Genomic DNA, 26,391 nt, shown 5'->3' on the forward strand with positions numbered 1-26,391 from the left:
CCATGCGCGACAGCGCTGGAGCGCCTGGGACATGCCAGGCAAGAGCACGGGATTCGGCTGCAGCCTTTTCAGAGAGGTGCCGCAACAACTGCCTGATTCGACCGGCTTGTGCGCCTTCGCCTTGACCTTCGATCGTGGGCACAGTGTCGGTTCGGTCATGCTGCTTCCGTGAGGCAAACGGATGCGGTGACAGCACAGACATCGTCCACGTACCGGGGACTCGACTCCCCGATCGAAAAGCTCCGTTCAATGAGGACTGAGACGCGGCGGTCGACCGTTGCAGGAACTCATCCGTGTGGTTTGTCCTTGCCATGCCCTGGACTCTGACTCCCCCCCAGCATCGTGCTGGAATCAGCTCGACGTGATCAGGGGTCCAAGTGGTAAACACCCGTCGGCGTAACATAGCTCGAACTGCGTCGCATTCAGCATGTCGATGCACCGTATGGATATCAGACGCCTGCAGCCGCTACAGATCGGGGGCACCTATGTTCACCAACTCACCCGGCCAGAAGAGGCCGCGAAAACCGGGCACCATCATTCCTTTCGAACAACGCCTCACCATGATCGCAGTGCTCATTGTGTTTGCGCTGCAGCGCATTCTCTTTCCAGCATCCTCGGTACTCATCGCGTTCATCTCGGTCGCAGTCATCGGCGGTCTCTTCGCTGTTCTCTGTAACCGCATCGTCACCGCAGTACAGAAGAGCAAAGCGCCCTCACGAGCCGAGTTGAAGTGGGCTCTGAGGTACTTGCGATGGTCACAGCCACACACACCCGTCCACCCCGATGAAGCTTGGGTAGACGCACTCCGTCGGCGTGGCGTCACAGACGGCCGCATCGCGCTCATCGGCCCAAACATCCAGCAATATGCGCAGAACAGATACGGGCTCGCCTAAAGCAACGCCCCGACCAGCCCAGCACGCGCGTCGTCATCTGGCAGACGCGCTTCCAGGGCGAGGCTTGCGTCATCTCGTGCGCATCGCATCCACACAGAACCGGCGCCGACTGCGTGGCCGACCGCCGTGAGCCAGACTGGCCGCATCATCCCCAGAGCCGCTCAAATCTGCACGCCGAAGATGTCGAGCAGCCCACGCAGCAGCGTGACCACACCGCCCGCATAGCTGATCACGAGCACGGCCATCCGATCCGCACCTATTGGCACTCTCTTCGCTACCAGGCTCTAGAGAGTGCGGAATGCTGTGGCTTCGGGGTCGAACATCCAGTCGAACACCCAGATACCTGCGGCGGCGCGCTGCGATAGCCAGCCCATCTCGAATTCGTAGGTTTGTCCCGGTTTCAGCTCAGAAGCGATCTGCTGCTGATTTTCACTCGTGATCTCGTTGAAAATGCCAACTTCTCCACACTGCTGAGTCTGAATCTTGACCATGGGCCGTGACGTTCGGGCAGTACGGCCTCCGCCAGACGCGGTCGCCGCCTCGGCCGAGGTCACCGTACACGGAACCCACTGTGCATCCAACGACTCCAACCACGGATTGATGAAAATCAACCCAACGAACAACAACATGACTATGCCTAAAAGAACGATCACACGGTTCCACCACCGCTTCAACGGTGAGCCCTGTGCATTTCCTTGCTTTTGAGAGTTGGAAGTCAATGCCTCGCGCTTCCTTTTGTCAGAGCTACTTGGCATGGATGCCCATAGTCGGCCTTGTACCACCCGAGACAAACCCATTCACTGCTACCTGCCACAAATTGGCACCCTGCGGAATCCTTGCGCAGCCGCTCCACGCATCGCACTATTGTGCACCACAACCCCATAGTAAGACCTTGTGTTGCATCGGGACCAGCAGGAGCAGAGCTCACGACAGCGCGCTCCGACTGAGTCTGCGTTCTTCATCGCTCAGTGGCCGCTTGCCCACACGTTCTCGCCACTGATCGACCGTCTCATCTTTCCGCCGTGCACGCACACTCACTGAGGAAGCACTCCTGTCTGCTGCCCGATGTACTTCACATTGTCGAACGCCCACTGCACATGTCGTGCCGCCGAGGCCACACCAGGATCCATGCCCCACGTTGGCTTGGGCATCAGATCATCGGCACGAGGAAGCGAAACGGCAGCCACGAACGGGTCCAGCACGTCGCACTCCCGACCTGCTACTCATCCCGGTCTGAGTCGTTTGCCGAACGGTTCTGCTGCGGTGCTGACGACACCCATCTGGAGACAACTCGGTCAAGACGCGGTCCGTACCTTCTCGCAGGCCGCCACTCCTGGGTGCTCTCCACCTGCCCGCGCATAAACGCTTCAGCAGATGCCCGGGCAACCGCAAGCGGAACCCGCAGCTGGCCAGGCACACGAAAAGCATCAACCCCAAAAGCAACACGAGCAGCCCTGCCATCAGCGTGAGCATCCTGGAGCATCTGCCAGTTCCCTCGACCCACCAGAGCACTGCGCATATCTGAGACCGCCACCACAACGTCATCGACATCGCTTGACCCCACAAAGAGCGCGCGCTGATCACCAACAAGCAGAAACGAGCGCCGCCCGACACCCTCAGCCATCAGACCCAGCTCGTCTTCAACTCGTTCAACACCCCCCCGAACGATCAGCCACGACCAGACCAACCACCTCCGCACGCACATCACGCCCGAACAACCACACATTCCCAGCAACCCCACACCAACGAGAGAGGAAAACTGCCGCGTACAAACTCACTTGGGCTGCAGGCCAGCTACCTCCCATCCAGCCGATGAACACTGCACCGCCACTAAGAAGAAGTAGCTGCGAGAGATACCCGGGGACTAAGCCACAGAGAAGAAACGCTACAGAGCTGAAACACGTTGCCCCGACAAACAGCAAGAGCGACTGGGCACAAAGCAAAGCAGCATTGAAGCCTTTTGTCCACAGAAAGCAGATCACTGCGCATTGAATGACAAGCACAGAAACTGTTGCTATGAGTGCCGCTGGGCCGGGGAGAGCTGGGTACAGAGCCCGTCGTCCATTGGGGAACAGCCCTGCCCTCATTGCGCCGTAGTCCAGACGAAGTCCGTCATACCGTTCACCGCGAGAGGAACAGAATTGCCAACGAGCAGGGATGCTGCGTTCCGGGCACCGTCTTGGCCAATGAAATAATCGACTCCCGAGGCGCCGTGCTGGTACATGCTCGCCAGATCCTTCGCAGCACCAGGGCCACTGAACGCGGGGATGTGCCCGACACCAGTTGCGGCAGCGCCACCAGCTGTAGCTTGAATCAACGTCTTTCCCCAATCAGTCTCATGGCCAGACACTCGATCAGCGGTGACCGTACCAGCAAGCACGGCTGTCGAGTTCATCCCGAACTCCCCGACAATGCGCCCCATTGACGTTCTACCGACGCTGCCGATCCAAGGACCACCGAGCCCCCTATACCGTGCCGCCTTCCTCGCACCTGAAGACGCGACACGGGCCCAAGCCCGCCACCAATAGGGCCAGATATGCCTGACACGCCGGCCTGAGCCCAATCAATATGCCCGGTCGTCGCCTTCAGAATTGCCGCATCGGCATCAGATGAGATCACCCCTATGCCAGCTGCCTGTCGTCCACGAACACGAGTGGGTTCTACCGGCAGAGAGCTTCACCCAAGTACACATCGTGACGCGGGTAGCTGAGAAAAGCAACGTCTAGGGACGTACAACTGTCACGCGGCAAGAGTAGTAGCAAAGTATGGTCGGGCTCTTCGGCCACATCACAGCCTTGAAATCACTGTAGGACTGTGCCCTAGACTCTTAGTTTCTTCCTGATACCAGATATGCATGAATGAGCACCATTTGACCAGCCACTATCATCAGTAAGAAGATTGGGATTACGACAAGCAGCGCGATACGAGTTGACGTTGAAATATCCCCGGCATCCGGTTTTCTGCCTACGAACCAAATACGCAGAAGTAGCAAGGGTGCTAGTACCAGTGCAAAGAGTGGAATGTGGGTATCTGCATCTTTAGACCTGCTATATGAAATCGTGGTACTGAGAGGTACTTGCGTGCAGATCCAGACCCCAGCAGAGACAACAATCACCATTGAAACAGATACCATGGCTTGGATCACATGTACAGCGCTGCGACCTAGTCTTCGTTCCCGTGGAGTAAGCGGATGCTTGCCGAGTCTTGCTCGGCGCTCGTCAATAGTTTCGTCTTTCTGTCGTACGTTCTCACTCATTGGGGAAGCACTCCTGTCTGCTCTCCGATGTACTTCACACTATCGAACGACCACTGCACATGCTGCGCCGCCCACGCCACGCCAAGATCCGTACCCCACGTTGGCTTGGACAGCAGATCATCTGCGCCAGGAAAACGAGACATCACCCCACCAGTAAATGCATCGAATGCCATTTCCTCAGGGCTGTAGGAACTTCCGTCGAATGTGTGTGTCAGCCAGCTCCCTCTCACGCCTCCAGCGCTTGACATGCCCATTTCAATCAGCAGCTGCCCATATCTAGATGTCGCATGTGCGCTGAGTGGTGCGGCTGGGGCTGCAATGAGCCCGCCTGCTGCTCCGCCGGCTGCTGCAGCAGCAGCACCTTGGACCGACCATTTGCTCTGAGGTGTCGTCACAAAGTAGGTGCCGGTATTACCTACGGCCCCGACCCCGGAATCGATAGCGGCACGCACGCCCAACGACTTTGCACCAGGACTCGTCGCGACCCGTGTAGCGAACTCACCAGCTTGGCGAATTCCAGCTCCTGCGTTCAATGCCACCTTATCGAGCGCCGTTCGGGCGCCACTCTTCACGCCAGCCGCAAACGTGCTCGTGCCCAGTGTTTGTGTGCCGAGCGTGGCCGCGCCTTTGCTGGCGCTCCAGGCTGGGCCCGCCGCCCCGAGTATCCCGCCGACGAGTGCGTCGCGGCCGACGGTGATCCAGTCGATGCTGCCTGTGGTCGCTTTCTGTCCATACCGCAGAGATGAACGCGCCGGAGGCGGCGCCGATGAGGACCGCGCCGACGGGGCCGCCGACGCCGGTGAACATCAGCCCCACACCGACAGCGATCGCTGCGCCAGCGGCGACGTATTCCCAGTTGTCGTTCCACCAGTCACCGACAGCCGCTATCGCTCCGTGGTGTGCGTCGTCCCATGCGGCCAGGTCGGCATCGCTGAGCGGGGCGAGGCCGGATGGGTCTGACATGCCGACTGGGTTGTTGCCCGCGTACGCGTACGCGTTGGTCTGCCACCCGGCTCCGGGCACGCCCGGCACGGGGTCAACGGCCAGGAACCCGCGAGTCGCCGGGTCGTACACCCGCGCGCCCATCCATTCCATGCCTGAGAACACCACACTGCCGGCACCACTGAGCGACACGCCCGCGGGCAGCCCGACAGCAGGCAACGACCCCGCCCGGCCACCGGGCACCTGCCCGCCAAACACCTGGCCGCCAGGTGTCTGGCCGCCGGGCGCTTGGCCTCCTTGGGCTGGTGTTGACATGTCGGTGCGGGCAGGCTCGGCGTCTGACGTCTGCCAGTCGGGCACCGCCCACGGGTCAGCGGCGAACGAACGAGTCTGACGCGCCGTGGCACCACCCCACCCCGCGGCCGTCCCAACCAGCCCGGCAGGGCCAGTGACCACCGGGGAGCCACCCACAGCAGCAAGCCGAGGCAGCCTGTCAGCGACATCCCAGGTCAACGCCACCCCATCGATCTGTCGCAGACACCCGAGCACATCCACCCACAACACATGCCCACCAGCAGCGACCACAGACACCCGGCGCGCGGCATCACGGCTCACCTCGGCATCACCGACACCCTCATGGGTGACTGCGGTCACACGCCCGGCCGCGTCGCGCCGGTAGCGTGTGAGGCCGGCAGGGTTGCAAGGGTGTCTCTTAGGCGAGTCCGTATCTGTTCTGTGCATATTGCTGGATGTTTGGGCCGATGAGTGCGATGCGGCCGTCTGTGACTCCACGGCGACGAAGTGCGTCTGCCCATGCTTCGTCCGAATGGAATGCCATGTTTGGCTGTGACCATCGCAAGTACTTCAGCGCCCACTTTGTTTCGGCCTGTGTTGGCGCTTTGCTCTTCTGCACTGCGGTGACGATGAGGTGACAGATGAGTGCGGAAAGCCCACCGATGACTGCACCTGAGATGGCAGCGACGAGCACCGAAGACGCTGGAAAGAGTGCGCGTTGCAGTGCGAACACAATGATCACGACGAGCATGGAGAGGCGTTGCCCAATGGGAATGACTGTGCCCGGTTTTCGCGGCTTCTTCTGCGCAGGTGAATTGGTGTACAAAGCTGCCTCCCCTGTCTGTACGGGCTACAGACGTCTGATGTCGATACGCTTGCGCCGACATATTGGATGCGACGCAGTTCGAGCTATGTTACGCCGACGGGGCGTTTTGTTCTGCTGAGCGCTAATCACTCTCAATGCCAGTTGCTGCTTTGAGGAAATGTTGGCGAAGCTGGACGATCAGCGGGATTTCACTGGACAGAATTCGCTGTTGGGCGCGCAGAGATGCGATCCTTCCGAGTTGAATGCCTGGAAGACCCAGGTCAGCTTCAGTTTGTGTTCGTCCTTCCCGACTCGCGAAAATCTAGCTCCATATGCGCGGCTGCGGAACTCTGCAGATAGGCTGATTGGTGGTGGCACGGCGTGGGCTGGTGACGCGGTGGGCAAGTACATTGGCGGGGATCCTATGCAGACCACCGATATATTGGGGGATGTGACGAGTGGTTGGGCGACGGGGTGGGTGCCGGGTGCGAAGGACATGGAGCCCGGTCATGGTGGTGGTGCACATGCTGCACGCTCTGCGATGAACATCGGGTGGGGGTCACTCACCTGGGCATTGTCAGGAGGCCCGCAATGAAAGAGCTCAGCTCAGAACAACTCGACAAACTCCTGGCCGAAACCAACGCGGAGTTCAAACAACGAGATCGTCCTCCGATGCAGAAAGAGGAGCTCGCAGCCGGTATCCGCCTGTCATACCAACTGTCCTGGGTTCTGCTTGCCGGTGCGGTGATCTGCGCCGGACTGCTGGTGTACGTCCTCACCCAAGTGCCATGGAACACCTACGTGCTGTACAACGGGCGCGGGCGCACCAACGTACACATGTACCTATACACATTGCTGGTCGCTCCGGTCGGGCTTGGCATCTTCACCGGCTTATCCAGACGCCCCAAAGGCGGCACGATCCCATACAGCCAACGGAAACTCTCAGTGGCCCTCGTTGTGCTCATTGTGCTCTTCGTCGTTGGGATCCAGATCGTGGGCGCCTACTCATACTTAGCCAACGGAATGCAGTAGGCAAGGGCACATCCGCACGCCCGTCGCCTTGCCGTGGCCGCTGCCAGCAGTGCTGCCACAGGCACGCTCGACGAACTCACCGGTAAGATCATCAAGAGGACTCCGGGGGATGAACCATGAGCAAATTGAAGATCACTGACGCAGAGCTCGAGCAGATCCTTCGGGACTGTAATGCGGCTTTGACATCTCATGATAAGCCAGCCATCAGCAAATCTGAGTGTTTCTCGGGTATTTTGTTGTCGAGGAAGTTGGCCTGGATTCCGTTGGTTGCGTCGCTGCTGGGGTTTGCCATGCTGGGGTTCGTGATGACCCAGATCCCGCTGAACTCGTACATCCTCTACAACGGCCGCGGGGCAAGCAACGCACACGTACATATGTACATTATGCTCATCATCCCCATCGGACTATTCGCACTCGGCTTGGTAGGCCGGCGACCGAAGAATGGCACAATCCCTCCCAGCCAACGACGACTCGCAATACAAACTATGTGGGGCGTTACCCTCTTTTTTCTTGCTGCTCAAGTGCTCGGAATGTACGTGTTCCTGACAGAGAGTTTCTCGTAGTACGCGCTACCAGCGCGGGGCCCGCTGCGTCTCGTGCACATCGCATCCACACAGAACCGGCGCCGACTGCGTGGCCGACCGCCGTGAGCCAGACTGGCCGCATCATCCCCAGAGCCGCTCAGATCTGCACGCCGAAGATGTCGAGCAGCCCGCGCACCAGCGTGACCACACCGCCCGCATAGCTGATCACGAGCACGGCCATGCGCGCCGCACCCGCCGGCACCTTCTTGGCCACCAGACTGCCGCAGGTCACACCGAGCACCAGCATCACGAAGATGCCGATCCAGACCAGCGTCGGCAGGCTGACCAGACGCCCGGGGTCGATCAGAAACTTCACCAGGAACGAGGCGACGCCGGTCATCATGAAGAACGGCTGCAGCATCGCAGAGAACGACTTCTGCGGCCACTTCGAGAGCACCGCATAGACCGTCATCGCCGGCCCACCGATGCCCGCAGCCGAGTTCATCGCACCGGCCGCGAACCCGCTGCCGGCGATCCAGCTCGGCCCCGCCGCGACGAACGAGGTGCGACCGATCAGCTGCGAGACGGTCAGCGCGATGATCAGCGTCGCGCCGATGATCGCTTCGAGCCACTCCCCCGGCAGTGCATGCGCGAGCATGCCTCCGGCGACGATGCCGAGCAGCGTCGTGGGCACGAAGCCGATGAACCGACGCCAGTCGACGTCTCGCCAGACACGGCTGAGCACCAGCGAAGCCGAGACGATGGCTGCGAGGTTGAGAATCATGACCCCGCTGTAGGGGCCCAAGAGCAGCACGATGAAGGGCGACACGACCAGCCCGAAGCCCAGGCCGGTGATGCGTTGGGCGAACGAGCCGATGAAGACGAGAATGAGCAGCGCTGCGATCACCGGGGCAGGCTACCTCCTGCAGCCCTGTTCTCCTACTTCACAGCGACAGATGTCGGCGATCGCTATGATGACCTCATGCCGATCGAGATGGACGAGACCCGCTTCGCAGAGCTGGTCGACGACGTCTTCGACGAGATTCCGCAACAGGTCATCGACGAGCTCGACAACGTGGTCTTCGTGATCGAGAACCGGCCCGCCGACGGGTCGCTCGATCTGCTCGGCGAGTACGACGGCCTCGCGCTGACCGAACGAGATGACTACGGCATGGTCGATCTGCCCGACCGCATCGTGCTCTATCGCGAGTCGCTGCTCGACGTCGTCGACGACGAGCAGGCCCTCGTCGAACAGGTGCACATCACTTTGATGCACGAGATCGCGCACTACTTCGGCATCGACGAAGAGAAGCTGCATGAGCTCGGCTGGGGCTGAGCTCATCGTCGGCTCCGATGGTCGGGCACGCCCGCGGTGGGCGGCCACAGACCCACTGCTGCGCGACTACTACGACACCGAGTGGGGTCTGCCCGTCACTGACGAGCGCGGCGTCTTCGAGCGGCTCAGTCTCGAGGCGTTCCAGGCCGGCCTGTCGTGGCGCACGATCCTCGCCCGGCGACCGGGTTTTCGGGCTGCCTTCGCCGACTTCGAAGTGGATGCCGTGGCCGCCTTCGACGAATCTGACGTCGCCCGTCTGCTGGCCGACGAGCGCATCATCCGCCAGCGCCGCAAGATCGAGGCGACCGTGCGCAACGCGCGCGCAGCCGCCGCCATGCGTGATACCGGTGGGCTGGCCGCGTTCGTCTGGTCGTTCCGCCCATCGACGTGGGATGCGCCGCTCACGCTGCATGACATCCCTACGCAGACCGCCGAGTCGCGTGCGCTGGCCGACGGACTGCGAGCGCAGGGGTTCTCGTTCGTCGGCCCCACGACCATGTTCGCCCTGATGGAGGCCATCGGCATCGTCGACACCCACCTGCCCGGGGCGCACCGGCCGGTCGCCGCAGGCGACGCTCACGGGTCTTGATGAGACTTCGCAAGATCGACACGCGACAACCCGACACAGATCTGGAACGATAGAGACACCCATCCATCACAGTCGCTGGAGAGGAAGTGGTCTCATGACCTGGACGATCAACCCGGAGTTTCGCGCCTTTCTGGAACGAGACGATCTCTATTCGAAGGTGCGCCCGGCCAAGCTGCCCGTCGGCGACATCGAGGGGCGCAGGCGACGTGCGGCGCTGCGTCTCGGCTTCGTGACCGATCCAGCGCGCACGCCCGAAGTGGTCACTCGCGACTACCCGATTCCGACGCCAGACGGTCACAAACTGCGCGCCAGACTGTACCTGCCGCTCGACTGGACTCCCGGCCCGCTCGGCCTCTTTCTGCACGGCGGCGGCTGGTTCGTCGGCACGCTCGATCAGGTCGACGCCTCGATCGCCGACTACGTGGCCCGCTCAGGGGTCGCGCTGCTGGCGCCCGAGTACCGTCTCGCGCCTGAGCATCCGCACCCCACCCCGCTCGAAGACGCCTACAGCACGCTGACCTGGGTGTTCGAGCATCTCGACGAGCTCGATGCCGACCCTCGCCGCATCTTCGTCATGGGCGACAGCGCCGGAGGCGGCATGGCCGCAGGTCTGACCCTACTCAGCCGCGACCGTGGCGGCCCCTCCCCCGCAGCCCAGATTCTGATCGCGCCGATGCTCGACGACCGAACGGTGCTCTCAGACCCGCTGCTCGACGAGCACGTCACCTGGACGTACAACGACAACATCACCGCCTGGCAGGCGCTGCTCGGCGATCAGGCTGCAGCAGACGAGCCTGCCTCGGTCTATGCGACACCGGTGCGCGCCGACGACCTCTCTGGCCTGCCCGACACCTTCATCGACACCAGCACGCTCGACATCTTCCGCGACGAAGACATCGCCTTCGCCAGTCGGCTGCTGCAGGCCGGTGTGCAGACCGAGCTGCATGTGTATCCCGGCGTGCCGCACAGGTGGGATCGCATCGCCCCTGAGATCGAGATCTCTCGTCAGGCGATTCTCGCCCGCATCCGCGCGATGCACGCGATCTGATCGACGGGACGCGCGACAGAGGCGGTCAGGTGCCATGCGCGGGCGTCGCTCGGCGTCCGTGATCTCAGCAGTGTCGGCGGCCTACAGCGCGATCGGCCGACTCACCACGACCGAACGCATGACGAGAGTCGAACGGATGCGCTCGATGCCGGGGATGACCGAGATGCGCTGATCGTAGAGCTCTTGGTAGTCGGCCAGAGTTCGCGTGAGCACCCTGACCAGAAAGTCTGGTTCGCCGAATAGCCGCTGACACTCGATGATCTCGTCGATATCTGCCAACGACCGTTCTATAGACGCCATGGTTCCGGCATCGCTGCGACTCACCGTGATGAAGAGCAGCGCCTGGAACTCGAGTCCGGCCTTTCGCGGGTCGATGCTGGCGTGATAGCCGGTGATGATCCCGGTTCGTTCGAGCTGACGCACACGCCGCAGACACGGCGAGACGCTCAGCTGCACCTTTTCGGCAAGCTCGGTGACGGTCTGCCGACCATCTTTCTGAAGCTGCGCAAGAATCTTCCGGTCAATTGCATCCATACGCAAGATCTTACTTATATAGACGCCTTCGACAACCAGACTTGGCACCACATGCGAAAGCTGTGCACATACCATTCACTCTATGGATACCGCATTGCTTCCGGCGTTCTTCGCCGTGAGTCTCATCGTCATCATCACCCCGGGTGCAGACTGGGCGTACATCCTCTCGCATGCACGCGGCACGCGTGAGGCGATGGCCTCGATCGGCGGGCTCCTGATCGGTTATGCAGGCCACACGATCCTTGCGACCGCAGGCCTCACTGTCGCACTGGCGCTGCTGCCCGGTGCGCTCACGACCCTCACCTTCGTGGGTGCGGCCTATCTCTGCTGGCTCGGGGTGCAGTCCCTGCGGCGTCCTAGCGGCTTCGCACTGTCGGCTCCGACGCAGGTGACTCCAATGCAGGCGCAGGCGATCTCGACGACGACAGGCGCGATGCCGGTGGTGACCAGGTCGATCACGCTGCCGGTGCTGCCTGCCCCGCCGGAGCATCCGCTCGGACGCGTCGTCGCCAAGGGCGCCGGCGTCAGCGGGCTCAACCCCAAGGTCGTGCTGCTCTATCTGTCGATTCTGCCGCAGTTCATCAGCCCTGACGCCGCATGGTCGCTGAGCGCGCAGACGGCGATGCTGGGCGGCGTTCACGTGCTGGCCACGATGTGCTTCTACACGCTGCTGGCGCTCACCGCAGTGCGCGTGCTCGACCGGCACCCTGGTGTCTTCAAGCCGATCTCGATCGTCTCGGGCATTCTGATGCTCTGCTTCGGGGTGGCGCTGATCGCAGACCAAGTCGTGACGCTGCTGCGCTGAGTAGGTGGTGCCGTGGGCTGCGCAAACGGCGGGCCAGACCGGCGGCGAGCTGCGGCAATTGGCAGACACCTGCGGCGATTGGTCAAAAACCGCTGATTTTGCGCGAACGATGGCTACTCCATCCAAACCGTGGTGGCCGCGCACGTGCGAACCGTGCTGGCGGCGCACGTGCGAACCGTGGTGGCGGCGCACGTGCGAAAGGTGGCGACAGCACCCACCAGCAGAGCGCAAGCGAGCCCCGGCACCAGAGGCTGGGCCGAGGCTCGCTGCAGTCGCTACGCTGTCAGCGCGACTGCACGCTGAGTTCAGACAGACGCGCGCTGACCGATCAGCGCAACGGGTGCGCTGACTTGCACGCACAGACCGATCAGAACGGCGTGTTGATGTCCTGCACGTCGATCAGCTTCTTGTTCACGAACTCGTCGAAGCCGAGATCGATCAGCTCGTTGCCGAAGCCTGAGCGCTTGATGCCGCCGAACGGGATGTCTGCGAACACACCGGTGGGATGGTTCACGAACACCATGCCCGTGTCGATGCGCTTGGCCACCTCGACGCCACGCGCCTCGTCAGCGGTGAACACCGAGCCACCGAGACCGTAGGGCGAGTCGTTGGCGATGCGCACTGCGTCGTCTTCGTCCTTCGCACGGTAGAACGTGGCCACCGGGCCGAAGAGCTCCTGGTGGTAGGCCGGGTTCTCCGGGGTCACGCCGGTGAGCACGGCCGGCTGGTAGTAGGCGCCCTGAGCCGGGATCGGCGCGCCGACCTCGACCTTGGTGGCACCGGCTGCGACGGCGCCGTCGACCTGTGCGGTCAGCATCTCCTTGGCACGCTGTGACGACAGCGGAGCCATCGTCGTCGCCGGATCCTTCGGATCGCCGGGCTTGATCGTCGCATTGGCCTCGGCGATGTACTTCTCGAGGAACTCGTCGTAGAGAGCATCCACGACGATGATGCGCTTGGCCGACACGCAGACCTGCCCTGCGTTCCAGTTGCGGCCGCGCACAGCGAGGTGCACCGCCTTGTCGAGGTCGGCGTCGTCGAGCACGATGAATGCGTCAGAGCCGCCGAGTTCGAGGGTCGCCTTCTTCATGGCTGCGCCGGCGACGGATGCGACGGCCGAGCCCGCCCGCTCGCTGCCGGTGAGTGCGACGCCGACGACTCGGTCGTCTTCGAGCACGAGCTTGGTGTGCTCATGCGTGGCGAACACGTTGGCGAACACCCCTTCAGGCGCACCGGCCTCGCGGAACAGGTCGTCGAACGCCTGCGCAGCCTGCGGCACGATCTCGGCGTGCTTGAGAATCACGGTGTTACCCGCGGCGATCTGCGGCGCCGCTGCACGTGCGATCTGGTAGTACGGGAAGTTCCAGGGCTCGATCAGGTAGACCACGCCGAGAGGCTGGGTCACGAGCTGTGCCTTGCCCTCTGCAGGGTCGGCGACGGGGAGCACGCGCGGTGCGAGCAGCTCGTCGATGTGATCGGCGAAGTACTGCAGAATGTCAGCCGACAGATCGACCTCGCCCAGTGCCTCTGCGGTCAGCTTGCCCATCTCAAGGGTGAGGATGTCGGCGTACTTCTGCTTGTCGGCGCGCAGCAGATCGGCTGCTTTGGCAAGCACCGCCGCACGATCGGCAAGCGGAGTGTTTCGCCAGTCAAGGAAGGCATCGTGTGCCTTGGCGACCTTGTCGAGGATCTCCTCGTCAGTCGCGTTCGGAAAGGTGGCCACGACTTCGTTCGTGGCCGGGTTCACAGTCTGATACTGCAGCATGGATCTCCTTGGTCCGGTTTCGCGTGGCGTTCGCCGCACCGATCGAGGCACTCCTCTGTCGGCCCCGAGAATCCTGACTGCTGATCGCGGTGCGGCACTTCGACGCCACATCGCGTGAGTGGGGCGACGTCTTGAGCGTCGATCCCGAAAACCGAGTGTAAGACCGGATTGATCGCATGACAGTCCGCTGGCATCGGGATGTGCCAGAACAGGACATCTCTCAGACTCAGTCGCAGACAACTGCTGCAGAACTCCGCGCGCGTCGGCACAGGCTGCAGACGAGGAATCCCCGTGTCGCGACAGATTCGTCGCAGGCACGGGGATTCGACTGCTCAGTCTTCATCTCAGCCGGTCAGACCCGACTGCGACTGAGCGTGGGTCACTCGTCGACGGTCTCGTCTGCCTCGCCCAAGGCGATGACGCCGTAGTTGTAGCCCTTGCGTCGGTAGACGACGCTCGACTTGCCGGTCTCGACGTCTTCGAAGAGGTAAAAGTCGTGGCCGACCAGTTCCATGCGATCGACGGCCTGCTCGGGCGACAGCCGCTCGGCTGGGAATTCTTTGCGACGGATCACCAGCGGCGACTCCGGCTGCTCGTCGACACCCGCGTCGGGCGCAGCAGACGCGTCAGGCACGACGACTCCGGCATCCACACTCACCTGGACGCGATTGGGGCGACCCTTCGAGATCTTGCGACGATCTTTGCTGCGCCGCAGTCTCTCTGAAAGTTTGCCCAACGCCTGGTCGAACGCTGAGAAACGGTCGCCGCCTTCGGCCTCGGCACGAATCACCGGGCCCGGAGCGATCACTGTGAGTTCGACGCGTTCGCCGAGATCGGGAGTCTTGTCGCTGATGTTCGAGACCTTCACCTCGAACCGCTGTGCGCGGTCAGAGAGCTGAGTGACTTTGTCGGCCTTCTGATCGACATAGTTCTCGAAACGATCGGAGTTTTTCACTCCCCGTGCCAGGACGCTGATCTGCATGGCAGACCTCCTTCTGTCGTCGGCTGTGCCGAACACCGGCACCGCCGGGAATTAGGTTGCGACCATTGTACGGTACACAGCCGGCGACGGAGGCCTCAGCGACCTGGCGCGTCGAACGTCGCGAAGATCAGATCGTTGTTCAGACCGATGCCGGCCCGAGCGCCCTCACCAGCGGCGATGATCAGCTGCGAGGGCGTGATGCCGCGCACGTCACCGGCGGCGTAGACTCCGTCGACCCCCGAACGGCCGTACTCATCGGTCTTGACCCCGCCGAGATCGCCTGCCGTGGGCACGAGATCGGCCACGACCTGCGGCAGGCTCCACTCCGGCTGCACGAACCCGCCGGTCGCCGGCAGCACGCGGCCGTCGGCGAGTTCGACCGACTCGAGACGGCCACCGTCACCATGCAGCGCGGCGATCGGGGTGTCGTCGACCTCGATGCCCTGTCTGCCCAGCACCTCGGCCTGGTGCTCTTCGATGATGCCCGAGCCGTTCGTGAGCACGATCTCGCGGTCGGCCCACTGCGATGCACGCTTTGCGGTGTTGACCAGTTCGGGGTTCTCTCCGATGACCACCAGCGACTGCTCGCGGCGTTCCCAGCCGTCGCAGTGCACACAGCTGAAAATGGTGGATCCGTAGTAGCTGATCAGGTCGGGCACCTGCGGCAGCGCCTCGAGCACACCGGTGGCCAGCAGCACCTTACGGGCCTGCACCTCGCCGCTCGGCCCGCCGCGCACGCCCTTGATCGACGCGGTGAACTCGCCGTCGACGCCCGTGACATGCTGCACTTCACCCCACTGGAAGTGCACGTTGGGGTATTTCGCGAGGTCTTCGCGCCCCAGTTCGCGCAGCGCCATCGGCGGGGTGCCGTCACGCGTGATGAAGCCATGCGACATATAGGTCGCACGGTTGCGAGGACGATTGCCGTCAACGACGAGCACCTCGCGTCGGGCCCGGGCGAGCACCAATGCGGCACTCAGACCGGCCGGTCCCCCACCGACCACGATGCAGTCGTAGTTGTTCATCTGCAGCTCACCTCTCTGTGACCGTGCCTGTTCGACGGGGGTTGGACGCCCCCGTGTGTCAGAGCCCGCGCTCGGCGAGCACCGTGGAGAAGCGATCGAACCGTGCGAACGTCTCATCGCGGCCGAGAATCTCGAGTGACTCGAAGAGCGGCGGAGAGACGCGTCGCCCCGACACGAGTGTGCGGATCGGCCCGAATGCCAGGCGCGGCTTGACGCCGAGACCGTCGACCAGCGCCGTCTGCAGTGCGGCGTGGATGGCATCAGTGTGCCAGCTGGTGGCTGGCAGCGCCTCGAGTGCAGCCCGCGCGGCCGAGACGACCACTGCGGGATCACCCTTGAGCTTCATCGCGTCGTCCTGGTATTCGACCTGGTCTGCTGTGATGAACAGGAAGCGCAGCATATCGGGGGCTTCGCCCAACACGTTGAGACGCGGCTGCACCAGCGGTGACGCCTCGTGCAGGATCTCGGCTTCACGCTCGGTCAGCGGCGTGCTGACGAGCCCGCCGTGCTGCAGAAACTCAGTGAGTCGAGCTTCGAAGTCTGCGGGATCGAGCGCGCGCAGATGATCGCCGTTGATGGCAGTGGCCTTCTTCAGATCGAAGCGTGCCGGGTTCGGGTTCACATCGACGATGTCGAAGTGCTCGACCAGCTCGGCCGGGCTGAACACGTCGCGATCTGGGGCGATGGACCACCCCAGCAGAGCCAGGTAGTTGACCAGGCCCTCTGGGATGAACCCGTTGTCGCGGTGGTTGAACAGGTTCGACTCGGGGTCGCGCTTGCTGAGCTTCTTGTTGCCCTCGCCCATCACGAAGGGCAGGTGACCGAAGCGCGGGATGAACGTGGTCAGCCCGATCTCGATCAGTGCGTGGTACAGAGCGATCTGACGGGGCGTCGACGACAGCAGGTCTTCGCCGCGCAGCACGTGGGTGATGCCCATCAGCGCATCGTCGACCGGGTTGACCAGCGTATAGAGCGGCTGCCCGTTGGGGCGCACCACGACGAAGTCGGTGAACGAGCCGGCCGGGAAGACGATCTCGCCGCGCACCAAGTCGTCGTACGAGAGGTCGGTGTCGGGCACGCGCAGACGCAGAGCAGGCTGACGCCCCTCAGCGCGGTAGGCGGCGCGCTGCTCGTCGGTGAGGTCGCGCTCGAAGTTGTCGTAGCCCTGCTTGGGGTTGCGTCCCTGTGCGACGTTGCGGGCTTCCATCTCTTCGCCCGTGACGTAGCTCTCGTAGAGAAAGCCGGCGGCCTTCAGCTTCTCGATGACGTCTTGGTAGATGTCACCGCGCTGCGACTGCCGGTATGGGCCGTGCGGGCCACCCACGTCGATGCCTTCGTCCCAGTCGAGGTGCAGCCAGCGCAGAGCCTCGACGATCTGCGCGTAGCTCTCTTCGCTGTCACGCTCGGCGTCGGTGTCTTCGATGCGGAAGACGAACGTGCCGCCGACGTGACGCGCATACGCCCAGTTGAAGAGTGCGGTGCGAGCCATGCCGACATGGGGTGTGCCGGTGGGTGACGGGCAGAAACGCACGCGGATGTCAGAACCGGTCGCGTGAGAGAAAAGGTCTGTGGTCATGATGGCTCAGTCTACCCCGACAGGTGTCGGGGAGCACAGCGCGGCGCGCGCAACCAGCGAGCGATCGTCGAGACGGATGCCGCAGGTGGCATCCGGCCAGGCCGTCGGCTCAGGCCGCCCTGACGATGATCAAATGTTTCATTAGCCTATCGGTTCAGGCCGCGGCCACGGCTCTTGCGCAGACACGATGTATCATCGGCACCAATCTCCACCGCGACTCGGTCGAACGCCACACAGCCGAAGGTCGAACGCCACACCGCTGAAGAGGGAACCAATGAACCATCTGCTGCTCTTCACTCTGCTCACGATGTCTGTGCTCATCACCGCCTTCGCACGCAGACGTGGCTGGTCCTCTCCGCTGGTGATCGTGATCCTGACATCGGCGATCTCGTTCCTGCCCTTCGTTCCGCACTTCGACATCGACTCCGAGCTGATTCTGACGCTCGTGCTGCCGCCGCTGCTCTACTCCTCTGCGCTGAACGTCTCGGTGATCAGCTTCCGCAAGAATCTGCGCGACATCTCGATGCTAGGCGTCGTGCTGGTGATCGTCACGGCCGCAGTCGCCGGTTTCGTGGCCTACATGGTGATTCCGGATATGACTTGGGCCGCGGCTCTGCTGCTCGGTGCGATCATCGCGCCTCCTGATGCCGTCTCGGCAGCCTCGGTCGGCCGCAAGCTCAATCTGCCGAGACGCCTGATGACCGTTCTGCTGGGCGAGAGCCTCATCAACGACGCCACCTCGCTGACCATGATGAAAGTGGCGCTGACACTGGTCGGCGGGGCGGCGCTCACCTTCGCAGACGACCTCGGCATCTTCGGCCTGGCCGTCGGCGTCGGCATTGGTCTGGGCGTGGTCATGGGAGTGGTCTACAACTGGCTGCGCCGACGCCTGAACGATCCGGTGATCGAATCTCTGCTCGGCCTGCTGCTGCCGTTCTTCGCCTACACCGGCGCCGAGCACTTCGGCGGCTCGGGTGTGCTGGCCGTCGTGGCAGCCGGTCTCTTGGTCGGGTATGCGTCACCGACCTTCAACTACCGCACCCGTCTGCAGGACGAACCTCTCTGGAAAGCGATCGATGTGCTGCTCGAGGGCATGGTGTTCGCCCTCATCGGGCTGCAGCTGCACAGCGTCAGCACCAACCTGGTCGACGGCGGGCGTGGCATCCTGTGGAGCCTCAGCGTCGCCGCGCTGGTGCTCGTCGCCGTGATCCTGGTGCGACCGGCCTTCGTCTTCGCCACGTACGGCCTGCAGCTCTTGGGCATGCGCCTGCGCCGAAGCCGACACAGCGGATCGCCTGACTCAGCCGATGCATCCGCCCCACCCGGTGGGCAAAGTGTCCCAAGTGATCCGAGTCTGCTCACCCGGTCGATCATGGTGCTGACTCCGGAGAACAGCTCGACGCGCCGCTTCGCGGTTCGAGCGAAGAACACGGTGAGAGCGTTCGGCAGCTCGCAGGATCCGCTGAAGTGGAACGAGCTGTTGGTGCTGTCGTGGACGGGGATGCGCGGCGTGGTCACCCTGGCCGCCTCACTGAGCATTCCGGTGGTGATGGCCGACGGGTCGCGCTTTCCCGGGCACGACATGCTGGTCTTCATCGCGTTCGTGGTCACGGTCGGCACACTGCTGCTGCAGGGACTGACTCTGCCCGCGCTCATCCGCCTGCTCAACGTCGAAGACAAAGAGCAGCCCAAGCGCGACCGGGCCGCCCGGCAGCGTCTGCTGCGCACCAGCCTCGCCGAGGCCACCGACTTCGTCAAAAAGCGCGAGGGCAACTGGCGCAAGAAGTTCGGCGACGAAGCCGTCGACCGCGCGATCACGAACATCGAGTCACGGCTCAGCCGCATCGAGCATCAGCTCGACGCCGCCGAACATCAAGAGGTGACCGCACTCGCGTCTCGGCACATCACCGAACTGCGCCGTCAGGTGCTGCGCACTCGACGCGAGATTCTGCTGCGCGAACGCAACGCCGGGCACATCGACGAAGAGCTGATGCGCGAGGTGATGGCCGGACTCGACGCCGAAGAGCTGGCGCTCGACGAGTCGGTCGTGGGGGCCCGCTGATGGGCGGCCGCAGGTGAGCGGGTTCTGGTCTTCCTCGTCAGGCGGATGCGCCGAGGTCTCGCTGCGTGCGCTGCGGTCGGCCGACACCGAGTGGACGAACGTGCCCAACGCGTCCACTGGCTATGCCTTCGGCGAGATCGTCTGGACGTGGGTGCCCTTCGGCGAGCGCGGCGGTCACGGCAAAGACCGCCCCTGCGTCGTGGTGGGGTCGGTCTCTGACCGCGGCGACCTGCTGATGGTGTATCTGACCAGTCGAGATCATGATGACGACGCCGACCACCTGTTTCTGGGCTACGGCAGCTGGGATCGCAGCGATCGGGGCAGCTGGGCGCAGGTGCGCCGCCTCTACCAGGTTCATCACACGGAGGTGCGAGACGGCGGCGCAGCACTCGATCGCATGCAGGCGAGAGCGCTGCGCCGAACGCTGCGGCTGAGCGACTGATCGATTTCTTCGTTCAGAGCTCAGCCGCAGACGGCCTGACGATCAGCAGGGACGAGTCTGCGGAGCCCGTTCGGCCGTCTTCGCCGGATCGGTCTCGGCGAAGGGCAGAATCACGTCGTCGATCGCAGCGAGCGTCGCATCGTCGAGCTCGACCTCGGCGGCCTGCACGTTCGAGGTGACCTGCTCGGGGCGTGAGGCGCCGATGATCGCACCCGCGATGCCGTCGCGATGCAGCACCCAGGCCAGCGACAGCTGCGCGAGTGTGATGCCGTGGTCGTCGGCGATGGGGCGCAGTCGCTGCACGGCTGCGAGCAGATCGTCGTGCAGGAAGGGCGCGATCATCTGCGATCCCCCGTGCTCGTCGGTGGCACGGCTGCCGGCCGGCGGCTGCTCACCTGGCAGGTACTTGCCGGTGAGCACGCCCTGCGCGAGCGGCGACCAGACGATCTGCGAGATGCCGAGCTCCTTCGACGCGGGCACGACCTCCCCCTCGATGACGCGCCAGAGCATCGAGTACTGCGGCTGGTTCGAGATGATGCGGAAGCCTGCCTGACGCGCGAGCTCCTGCCCGGCGCGCAGCTGGTCGGCCGTCCACTCTGAGACGCCGATGTAGAGCGCCTTACCGGAGCTGACGACATCGGCGAAGGCCTGAATGGTCTCTTCGAGCGGAGTCTCGGTGTCGTAGCGGTGCGCCTGGTACAGATCGACGTAGTCGGTGTCGAGCCGTTCGAGCGAGCCGTTGATCGATTCGAGGATGTGCTTGCGACTCAGTCCGCAGTCGTTGTGTCCCTTCGGCCCGGTCGGCCAGTAGACCTTGGTGAAGATCTCGAGAGACTCCCGCCGCTGACCGTGCAGGGCTTCGCCGAGCACTGACTCGGCCTTCGTATTGGCATACACGTCTGCCGTGTCGAACGAGGTCACTCCCGCGTCGAGCGCCGCGTGCACGCTGGCGATCGCAGCATCGTTCTCGATCTGTGAGCCGTGTGTGAGCCAGTTGCCGAAGATGAGGGATGAGATTTTGAGGCCGCTGTCGCCCAGATACCGAAATTCAGTCATGAGTGCACGTTATCGCATGCGTCGTGTCCGCCGCTGTGAACACGACATGAACCTCCGCCGACTTGGCCCGACAAGACTGGTGCTCTCACGCGAGCGTGAAAGACCCCTCGAACACCAGCTCGGCAGGCCCGCCCAAGGCGACGTGCTCACCGTCTTCGGCGGCGAACATGCGCACGGTGAGCGCTCCGCCCGGCACCTGCACACGCCACAGGTTCGGGGCGCTCTCCCCCATCCAGTGACGAGTGGCCAGTGCGGCGGCAGCAGTGCCGGTGCCGCACGAAAGGGTCTCTCCGACGCCGCGTTCGAAGACGCGCATACTGATCTGCCCAACGCCGTCCACGATCGGCTGCTCGCCGAGCGCCACGAACTCGACGTTCGCGCCCGCAGGCGGAGCAGGGCTCAGCACGGGCGGCTCGATCAGCTGCAGCCGCTGCTGTGTGGCGCGATCCGGCAGCAGAACGACCACGTGCGGGTTGCCGACGTCAATGCCGAGACCGGGCCGACTCGCGCCGCCGAGTTCGTCGTCGACCGTGACGTCTCCGGGCACCAGCGCCCAGCGTCCGAGGTCGACCTGAAAGCCACCCGCCGACGCCTGCACGTCTTTGATGCCGGCACGCGTGGCGACCGGCAACGTGCTGCCCGGCATGATCTCGGCCAGACCTCGAGAGGTCAGATAACGGCTGAAGACGCGCACGCCGTTGCCGCACATCTCGGCGACGCTGCCGTCGGCGTTGCGGTAGTCCATGAACCACTCGGCACGAGGCTCTTCGGCCAGCAGCGGGCGGCCTTCGGGCAGATGTTCAGAGCGCACCACGCGGATCAGCCCGTCTGCTCCCACGCCGAAGTGTCTGTGGCAGATCTGCGCGATCTGTTCCTGGGTCAGCTCGAGCGTGCCGTCGGCGTCTTCGACGAGCACGAAGTCGTTGCCGGTGCCCTGCCCCTTGGTGAACGCAATCGTGGTCATCGTCACTCCGTTTCGTGATCTGGCCGGGCATCGACGTCATGTGCGAGGTCGTCAGCCACAGCGTCGGCGATGCATCGGATGTTCCCAGGGTCTCCGGTGTGCAGCCGCACAGCATCATGGTATCGCCGAAACCAGGTGCGCTGCTTCTTGACGAGTCTCGTCGTGGCGAGCACGGTGTCTTCGACGGCCTGGGTCTCGGAGCAGCGGCCGTGCAGCTGTTCGAGCGCCTCACGATACCCCGTGGCGTGAATCGCCGTCGGGCTGGTGGCGAGCCCCTGCCGATCCAGGGTGCGAACCTCGTCGAGCATCCCGCCGCGCCACATCGCCTGGGTGCGCTCGGCGATGCGCGCGTTCAGTACGGCACGCTCGTCTTCGAGCACGAAGAGCCTCGTGGGCTGCCACAGCTCGGCGGCATCCGCGCGGAACGAGCTGAACGGTCTGCCGGTGAGCTCAAACACTTCGATGGCTCTGATGACGCGACGTCTGTTGCGCTGGTCGATGCGATCCGCCGCGATCGGATCGACTTCACGCAGCAGATCGTGCAGCTGTTCGTCGGTGAGATCTGTTGTCTGCTGCTCGAGGCGCGATCGAATGGCCGGGTCGGTTCCGGGCATGTGCTGCTGATGGATGACGGCCTCGATGTAGAACCCCGACCCGCCCACCATGATGGGATGAACGCCGCGCTGCTGCATCTCGGAGATGACGGCTCTGGCACGTTCGCGGAACCAGGCCGCTGTCGCCTCTTCTGTGATGCCGAGCTCATCGAACAGATGGTGCGGCACGCCACGACGTTCGAGCCCCGTGATCTTCGCCGTGCCGATGTTCATGCCACGGTAGACCTGCATCGCATCGGCGTTGACGATCTCACTGGGGATGCCCTGCTCGCGCAGTGCGAGAGCGACGTCGACGGCCAGCGCGCTCTTTCCTGTGGCGGTGGCGCCTGCGATGACGGTCAGCGCCATCAGGATGCGGTGGTCGCTCTGATCGGAATGCTCGGCATGCCGAGACTGACTCGTCCGTCGTCGACGGCGCAGGCATCGGCTTCGGCGGCCTCCCAGGCATCGCCGGATACGGTGCGGCGCACCCGATACTGGTCTTCTCGAGGATCGGCCAGCAGGTGGAAAGGCGCAGCGTCGGTCACCGGAACCGTCACGAAATCGCCGGGACGAGGCGCATCTGCACCGGCCGGCACGCTGAAGTGGACGAGGCGGTTGTCTGCGGCGCGACCGCTAAGACGATGATTCGCGTGATCTTTGCGTCCCTCGGCGGGCGCGACCAGCACCTCGACGCTGCGGCCGATCTGGTGGCGGTTCTCTTCGAGCGAGATCTGGTTCTGCACTTCGACCAGTCGCTCATAGCGCTCTTGGACCACAGCCTTCGGCACCTGATCTGGCATAGTGGCCGCCGGAGTACCGGGACGAATCGAGTACTGGAAGGTGAACGCACTGGCGAAGCGCGACTTGCGCACCACCTCGAGAGTCTGTTCGAAGTCTTCGTCGGTCTCGCCCGGAAACCCGACGATGATGTCTGTGCTGATGGCGGCGTCAGGCATGCGGTCGCGAACATCGTCGAGGATGCGCAGGAACTTGGCGCTGCGGTACGACCGGCGCATGGCTTTGAGAACTCTGTCTGATCCCGACTGCAGTGGCATGTGCAGCTGCGGCATGACTGAGGGAGTGTCAGCCATCGCATCGATGACGTCGGCGGTGAACATGGCCGGATGCGGGCTGGTGAAGCGCAGACGCTCAAGCCCGTCGATCGCACCGGCGGTGCGCAGCAGCTTGCCGAAGGCCTTGCGGTCTCCGAAACCGACGCCATATGAGTTCACGTTCTGCCCGAGCAGTGTGACCTCGATCACGCCCTGATCGACAAGAGCTCCGACCTCGCTCAGCACGTCGCCCGGCCGGCGGTCTCTCTCTTTGCCACGCAGTGACGGCACGATGCAGAACGTGCATGTGTTGTTGCAGCCCACCGAGATAGAGACCCACCCGGACGCATGAGACTCCCGCTTGCTCGGCAGCGTCGACGGAAAGACCTCAAGCGATTCCAGAATCTCGACCTGCGCCTCATGATTGTGTCGCGCACGTTCGAGCAGCACCGGCAGCGAGCCCATGTTGTGAGTGCCGAAGACCACGTCGACCCAAGGGGCCTTCTCGATGATGCGCCCCTGATCTTTCTGAGCGAGACAGCCACCGACGGCGATCTGCATACCCTCGTGCTCCCGTTTCACCGAGGCCAGGTAACCGAGATTGCCGTAGAGGCGATTGTCGGCGTTCTCACGCACAGCGCAGGTGTTGAGCACGATGACGTCGGGCTCCTGCCCGTCTGCCTCGACATAGCCGGCAGCCTCGAGTGACCCACGCAGGTGCTCGGAGTCGTGCACGTTCATCTGGCAGCCGAACGAGCGCACCTCGTAGGTGCGGGGCTGGTCGGTGTGTGGTGCGCTCTGTTCGATGGTGCTCATGATGAAGTCATTCTAGGCGACGTCGGTGGTACGGCAGAACGTCTCCGTTCTGCGCGGCTCGTACACCACGAGACACTCTGCAGAGGTGCCGCCTCGGCGAACCTAGCCGAGCACTCTGGCGATGGCAAGATGAACCGTCTCAGAGTCGAAGCCTTTGCGCTGCAGCGTCGCCGAAAGCCGCTGGCGTTGAGCCGAGGGGGTCTGGGCACCCAGACTGCGCAGTCGCTTGCGGGCCAGCGCCTCAGCACGATCGACCTGCTGATCGCCGTCGAGGTCGGCGAGTGTGTCGTCGATGACCGAGCGGTCAAGCCCGCGCTCTTCGAGTGCACGTCGGATGACGATCGTGCCCTGGCCTCGACGGCGCAGAATCTGCTCTGCGATGTCCTGAGCGATCTGACGGTCGTCGATGTCGCCGCGCTGCTGTGCTTCGGCGATCACGGCGTCGACCGCTGCCGGAGCGATCTCGTGTGCGTACAGCGCACCGCGGAGTTCTGACTCCGTTCGGTCTCGACGCGTCAGCAGACGGTCGAGCTCGGCTCGGGCCTGCAGCAGTTCAGGATCGGCTCCGAGCATTTCGCCGAGGGCTGTCGCCGCGTCGGCTGCGCCGGCGAGCGCACCCTCAGCCTCGAGCTCGTCGGCGTGATGCTCGGTTTCGTCTGTCGGGCCTGCAGCTGATGTCTGCGTCTGCGCCTCTGCGTGGGCCTGACCTCGGCCCTGCGCAGCGCGAACTCGAGGAGAAAGTGAGACCACAGAGGCGTCAGCGCTCTGCTGCCGATGCTTGGAAGCAGTCGCAGTCTGTTCAGACCGGTCGTCGGCATCTCTACGCCAAGCCCCCAGACTGACGACGTTGTCGTCGCTCATCAGGCCTCTTTTGCCACACGCTTGTCGTCGAGCGATTCGACATTCGACTCTTCTGCGGATTCTGGAGCTTCGATGATGCCCAGACTGACCTTGATCTTAGTCTCGATCTCATTGGCGATCTCGGCGTGGTCTTTGAGAAACTGTCGAGCGTTCTCTTTGCCCTGACCGAGCTGCTCACCTTCGTAGGTGTACCATGCCCCAGACTTGCGCACGAAGCCGTTGTCGACACCGTAGTCGATCAGACCGCCCTCACGAGAGATGCCTTCGCCGTAGAGAATGTCGAACTCGGCCTGCTTGAACGGCGGAGCCATCTTGTTCTTGACGACTTTGACTCGTGTGCGGTTGCCCACTGCGCTGCCGCTGTCTTTCAGAGTCTCGATGCGACGGATGTCAAGGCGCACCGATGCATAGAACTTCAGTGCCTTTCCGCCTGAGGTGGTCTCGGGGCTGCCGAAGAACACACCGACTTTTTCACGCAGCTGGTTGATGAAGATCGCCGTGGTCTTCGAATGCGAAAGCGCACCGGTCAGCTTTCGCAGGGCCTGGCTCATCAGTCGTGCCTGCAGACCCACGTGCGAGTCGCCCATGTCGCCCTCGAGCTCGGCTCGCGGAACCAACGCAGCCACCGAGTCGATGACGATGACGTCGATCGACCCCGAGCGGATCAGCATGTCGGCAATCTCAAGCGCTTGCTCACCGGTGTCGGGCTGAGAGACGAGCAGCTGGTCGATGTCGACGCCAAGCTTGTGAGCGTAGTCAGGATCGAGCGCATGCTCGGCGTCGATGAACGCAGCGATGCCGCCGTTCTTCTGCGCATTGGCGAGTGCGTGCAGAGCCACTGTGGTCTTACCCGAGGACTCAGGGCCGTAGATCTCGACGATTCGGCCTCTCGGCAGCCCGCCGATGCCGAGCGCGGCGTCAAGTGCGATCGACCCCGTGGGAATCACCTCGACAGGTGCACGCTCGTCGCTGCCCAACCGCATGACCGACCCCTTGCCAAATTGGCGGTCGATCTGTGCCAGCGCTGTGTCAAGCGCCTTATGACGATCATTTGCTGCAGCCATGTGCTTCCTCATCTCTGGTCGACGTTCACATTCTGTGATGAAGATCACGTTAGAGCCGACCACTGACATTCC

23 protein-coding genes are annotated in these 26,391 nt (G+C 63.3%); 8 read left to right on the forward strand and 15 right to left on the reverse strand.

The annotated features are described in order from the left end of the window. Positions 1-1,177: 1,177 nt before the first annotated feature. The 3 genes from F8O06_RS09360 to F8O06_RS09370 form a co-directional block, all read right to left on the reverse strand. A complete protein-coding gene (locus F8O06_RS09360; RefSeq protein ID WP_158038342.1) occupies positions 1,178-1,612 on the reverse strand; it encodes a hypothetical protein in 435 nt (144 codons plus the stop codon). Positions 1,613-4,689: 3,077 nt separating this feature from the next. Beyond that, a complete protein-coding gene (locus F8O06_RS09365; RefSeq protein ID WP_192496904.1) occupies positions 4,690-5,547 on the reverse strand; it encodes an RHS repeat-associated core domain-containing protein in 858 nt (285 codons plus the stop codon). Between the two features lie 256 nt (positions 5,548-5,803). Further along, positions 5,804-6,211 carry a hypothetical protein gene (locus F8O06_RS09370; protein ID WP_158038344.1) on the reverse strand — a complete coding sequence of 136 codons (408 nt, stop codon included), beginning with the start codon at positions 6,209-6,211 and terminating at the stop codon, positions 5,804-5,806. Between the two features lie 570 nt (positions 6,212-6,781). On the opposite strand from F8O06_RS09370, the gene F8O06_RS09375 reads away from it, so the two are divergent. Beyond that, entirely contained in the window at positions 6,782-7,222 is a 441-nt protein-coding gene (locus F8O06_RS09375) for a hypothetical protein (protein ID WP_158038345.1), read from the forward strand. Between the two features lie 116 nt (positions 7,223-7,338). After that, a complete protein-coding gene (locus tag F8O06_RS09380; protein ID WP_158038346.1) occupies positions 7,339-7,785 on the forward strand; it encodes a hypothetical protein in 447 nt (148 codons plus the stop codon). 118 nt (positions 7,786-7,903) lie between these two features. On the opposite strand, the gene F8O06_RS09385 is transcribed toward F8O06_RS09380, so the two are convergent. Continuing rightward, complete coding sequence (locus F8O06_RS09385; protein ID WP_158038347.1) at positions 7,904-8,653, reverse strand: sulfite exporter TauE/SafE family protein; 750 nt, start codon at positions 8,651-8,653, stop codon at positions 7,904-7,906. A 75-nt stretch (positions 8,654-8,728) separates the two neighbouring features. On the opposite strand from F8O06_RS09385, the gene F8O06_RS09390 reads away from it, so the two are divergent. From F8O06_RS09390 to F8O06_RS09400, 3 genes are all read left to right on the forward strand, one after another. Then, complete coding sequence (locus tag F8O06_RS09390; RefSeq protein ID WP_158038348.1) at positions 8,729-9,082, forward strand: metallopeptidase family protein; 354 nt, start codon at positions 8,729-8,731, stop codon at positions 9,080-9,082. Next, entirely contained in the window at positions 9,063-9,671 is a 609-nt protein-coding gene (locus F8O06_RS09395; protein ID WP_158038349.1) for a DNA-3-methyladenine glycosylase I, read from the forward strand. The genes F8O06_RS09390 and F8O06_RS09395 overlap by 20 nt, the downstream gene beginning before the upstream one ends. A gap of 94 nt (positions 9,672-9,765) precedes the next feature. Continuing rightward, positions 9,766-10,719: an alpha/beta hydrolase gene (locus F8O06_RS09400; protein WP_158030964.1), complete on the forward strand. Its 954-nt coding sequence runs from the start codon at positions 9,766-9,768 to the stop codon at positions 10,717-10,719. 81 nt (positions 10,720-10,800) lie between these two features. Here F8O06_RS09400 and F8O06_RS09405 read toward each other — a convergent pair whose 3' ends face one another. Further along, a complete protein-coding gene (locus tag F8O06_RS09405; RefSeq protein WP_158030963.1) occupies positions 10,801-11,253 on the reverse strand; it encodes an Lrp/AsnC family transcriptional regulator in 453 nt (150 codons plus the stop codon). Between the two features lie 82 nt (positions 11,254-11,335). On the opposite strand from F8O06_RS09405, the gene F8O06_RS09410 reads away from it, so the two are divergent. Continuing rightward, positions 11,336-12,058, forward strand: coding sequence for a LysE family translocator (locus F8O06_RS09410; RefSeq protein ID WP_158038350.1), 723 nt, complete (start codon positions 11,336-11,338; stop codon positions 12,056-12,058). Between the two features lie 367 nt (positions 12,059-12,425). Here the strand turns inward: F8O06_RS09410 and F8O06_RS09415 are convergent, their stop codons facing one another. From F8O06_RS09415 to gltX, 4 genes are all read right to left on the reverse strand, one after another. Then, entirely contained in the window at positions 12,426-13,823 is a 1,398-nt protein-coding gene (locus F8O06_RS09415) for an NAD-dependent succinate-semialdehyde dehydrogenase (RefSeq protein ID WP_225733458.1), read from the reverse strand. A 379-nt stretch (positions 13,824-14,202) separates the two neighbouring features. Continuing rightward, positions 14,203-14,805: a ribosome hibernation-promoting factor, HPF/YfiA family gene (hpf, locus tag F8O06_RS09420; RefSeq protein ID WP_158038351.1), complete on the reverse strand. Its 603-nt coding sequence runs from the start codon at positions 14,803-14,805 to the stop codon at positions 14,203-14,205. Between the two features lie 95 nt (positions 14,806-14,900). Beyond that, a complete protein-coding gene (locus F8O06_RS09425) occupies positions 14,901-15,830 on the reverse strand; it encodes an NAD(P)/FAD-dependent oxidoreductase (RefSeq protein WP_158042474.1) in 930 nt (309 codons plus the stop codon). 58 nt (positions 15,831-15,888) lie between these two features. Next, positions 15,889-17,406 carry a glutamate--tRNA ligase gene (gene gltX / locus F8O06_RS09430; RefSeq protein ID WP_158038353.1) on the reverse strand — a complete coding sequence of 506 codons (1,518 nt, stop codon included), beginning with the start codon at positions 17,404-17,406 and terminating at the stop codon, positions 15,889-15,891. A gap of 274 nt (positions 17,407-17,680) precedes the next feature. Here gltX and F8O06_RS09435 point away from each other — a divergent pair, with 274 nt between their 5' ends. Together F8O06_RS09435 and F8O06_RS09440 are read left to right on the forward strand one after the other, a co-directional pair. Further along, positions 17,681-19,468 (forward strand): cation:proton antiporter, encoded by a 1,788-nt coding sequence (locus tag F8O06_RS09435; protein ID WP_192496905.1) that lies wholly within the window; start codon positions 17,681-17,683, stop codon positions 19,466-19,468. Positions 19,469-19,481: 13 nt separating this feature from the next. After that, complete coding sequence (locus F8O06_RS09440; protein WP_158038355.1) at positions 19,482-19,910, forward strand: type II toxin-antitoxin system PemK/MazF family toxin; 429 nt, start codon at positions 19,482-19,484, stop codon at positions 19,908-19,910. A 42-nt stretch (positions 19,911-19,952) separates the two neighbouring features. On the opposite strand, the gene F8O06_RS09445 is transcribed toward F8O06_RS09440, so the two are convergent. From F8O06_RS09445 to recA, 6 genes are all read right to left on the reverse strand, one after another. Continuing rightward, the gene (locus tag F8O06_RS09445; RefSeq protein ID WP_158038356.1) at positions 19,953-20,966 is read right to left on the reverse strand and encodes an aldo/keto reductase family protein; all 1,014 of its coding nucleotides are present in this window, start codon (positions 20,964-20,966) and stop codon (positions 19,953-19,955) included. A gap of 85 nt (positions 20,967-21,051) precedes the next feature. Further along, positions 21,052-21,930 (reverse strand): diaminopimelate epimerase, encoded by an 879-nt coding sequence (gene dapF, locus F8O06_RS09450; RefSeq protein ID WP_158038357.1) that lies wholly within the window; start codon positions 21,928-21,930, stop codon positions 21,052-21,054. A gap of 2 nt (positions 21,931-21,932) precedes the next feature. Continuing rightward, the gene (gene miaA / locus F8O06_RS09455; protein WP_158038358.1) at positions 21,933-22,892 is read right to left on the reverse strand and encodes a tRNA (adenosine(37)-N6)-dimethylallyltransferase MiaA; all 960 of its coding nucleotides are present in this window, start codon (positions 22,890-22,892) and stop codon (positions 21,933-21,935) included. Next, on the reverse strand, positions 22,892-24,394 hold the full coding sequence (gene miaB / locus F8O06_RS09460) for a tRNA (N6-isopentenyl adenosine(37)-C2)-methylthiotransferase MiaB (RefSeq protein WP_158038359.1): 1,503 nt from the start codon (positions 24,392-24,394) through the stop codon (positions 22,892-22,894). Before miaB ends, miaA begins: the two co-directional genes overlap by 1 nt. A gap of 102 nt (positions 24,395-24,496) precedes the next feature. After that, entirely contained in the window at positions 24,497-25,255 is a 759-nt protein-coding gene (locus F8O06_RS09465) for a regulatory protein RecX (RefSeq protein ID WP_158038360.1), read from the reverse strand. Beyond that, complete coding sequence (gene recA / locus F8O06_RS09470; RefSeq protein ID WP_158038361.1) at positions 25,255-26,319, reverse strand: recombinase RecA; 1,065 nt, start codon at positions 26,317-26,319, stop codon at positions 25,255-25,257. Before recA ends, F8O06_RS09465 begins: the two co-directional genes overlap by 1 nt. Positions 26,320-26,391 lie beyond the last annotated feature (72 nt).

Origin of the sequence: Pseudoclavibacter sp. CFCC 14310, from assembly GCF_008831165.1 — a bacterium.
Taxonomy (GTDB): domain Bacteria; phylum Actinomycetota; class Actinomycetes; order Actinomycetales; family Microbacteriaceae; genus Pseudoclavibacter_A.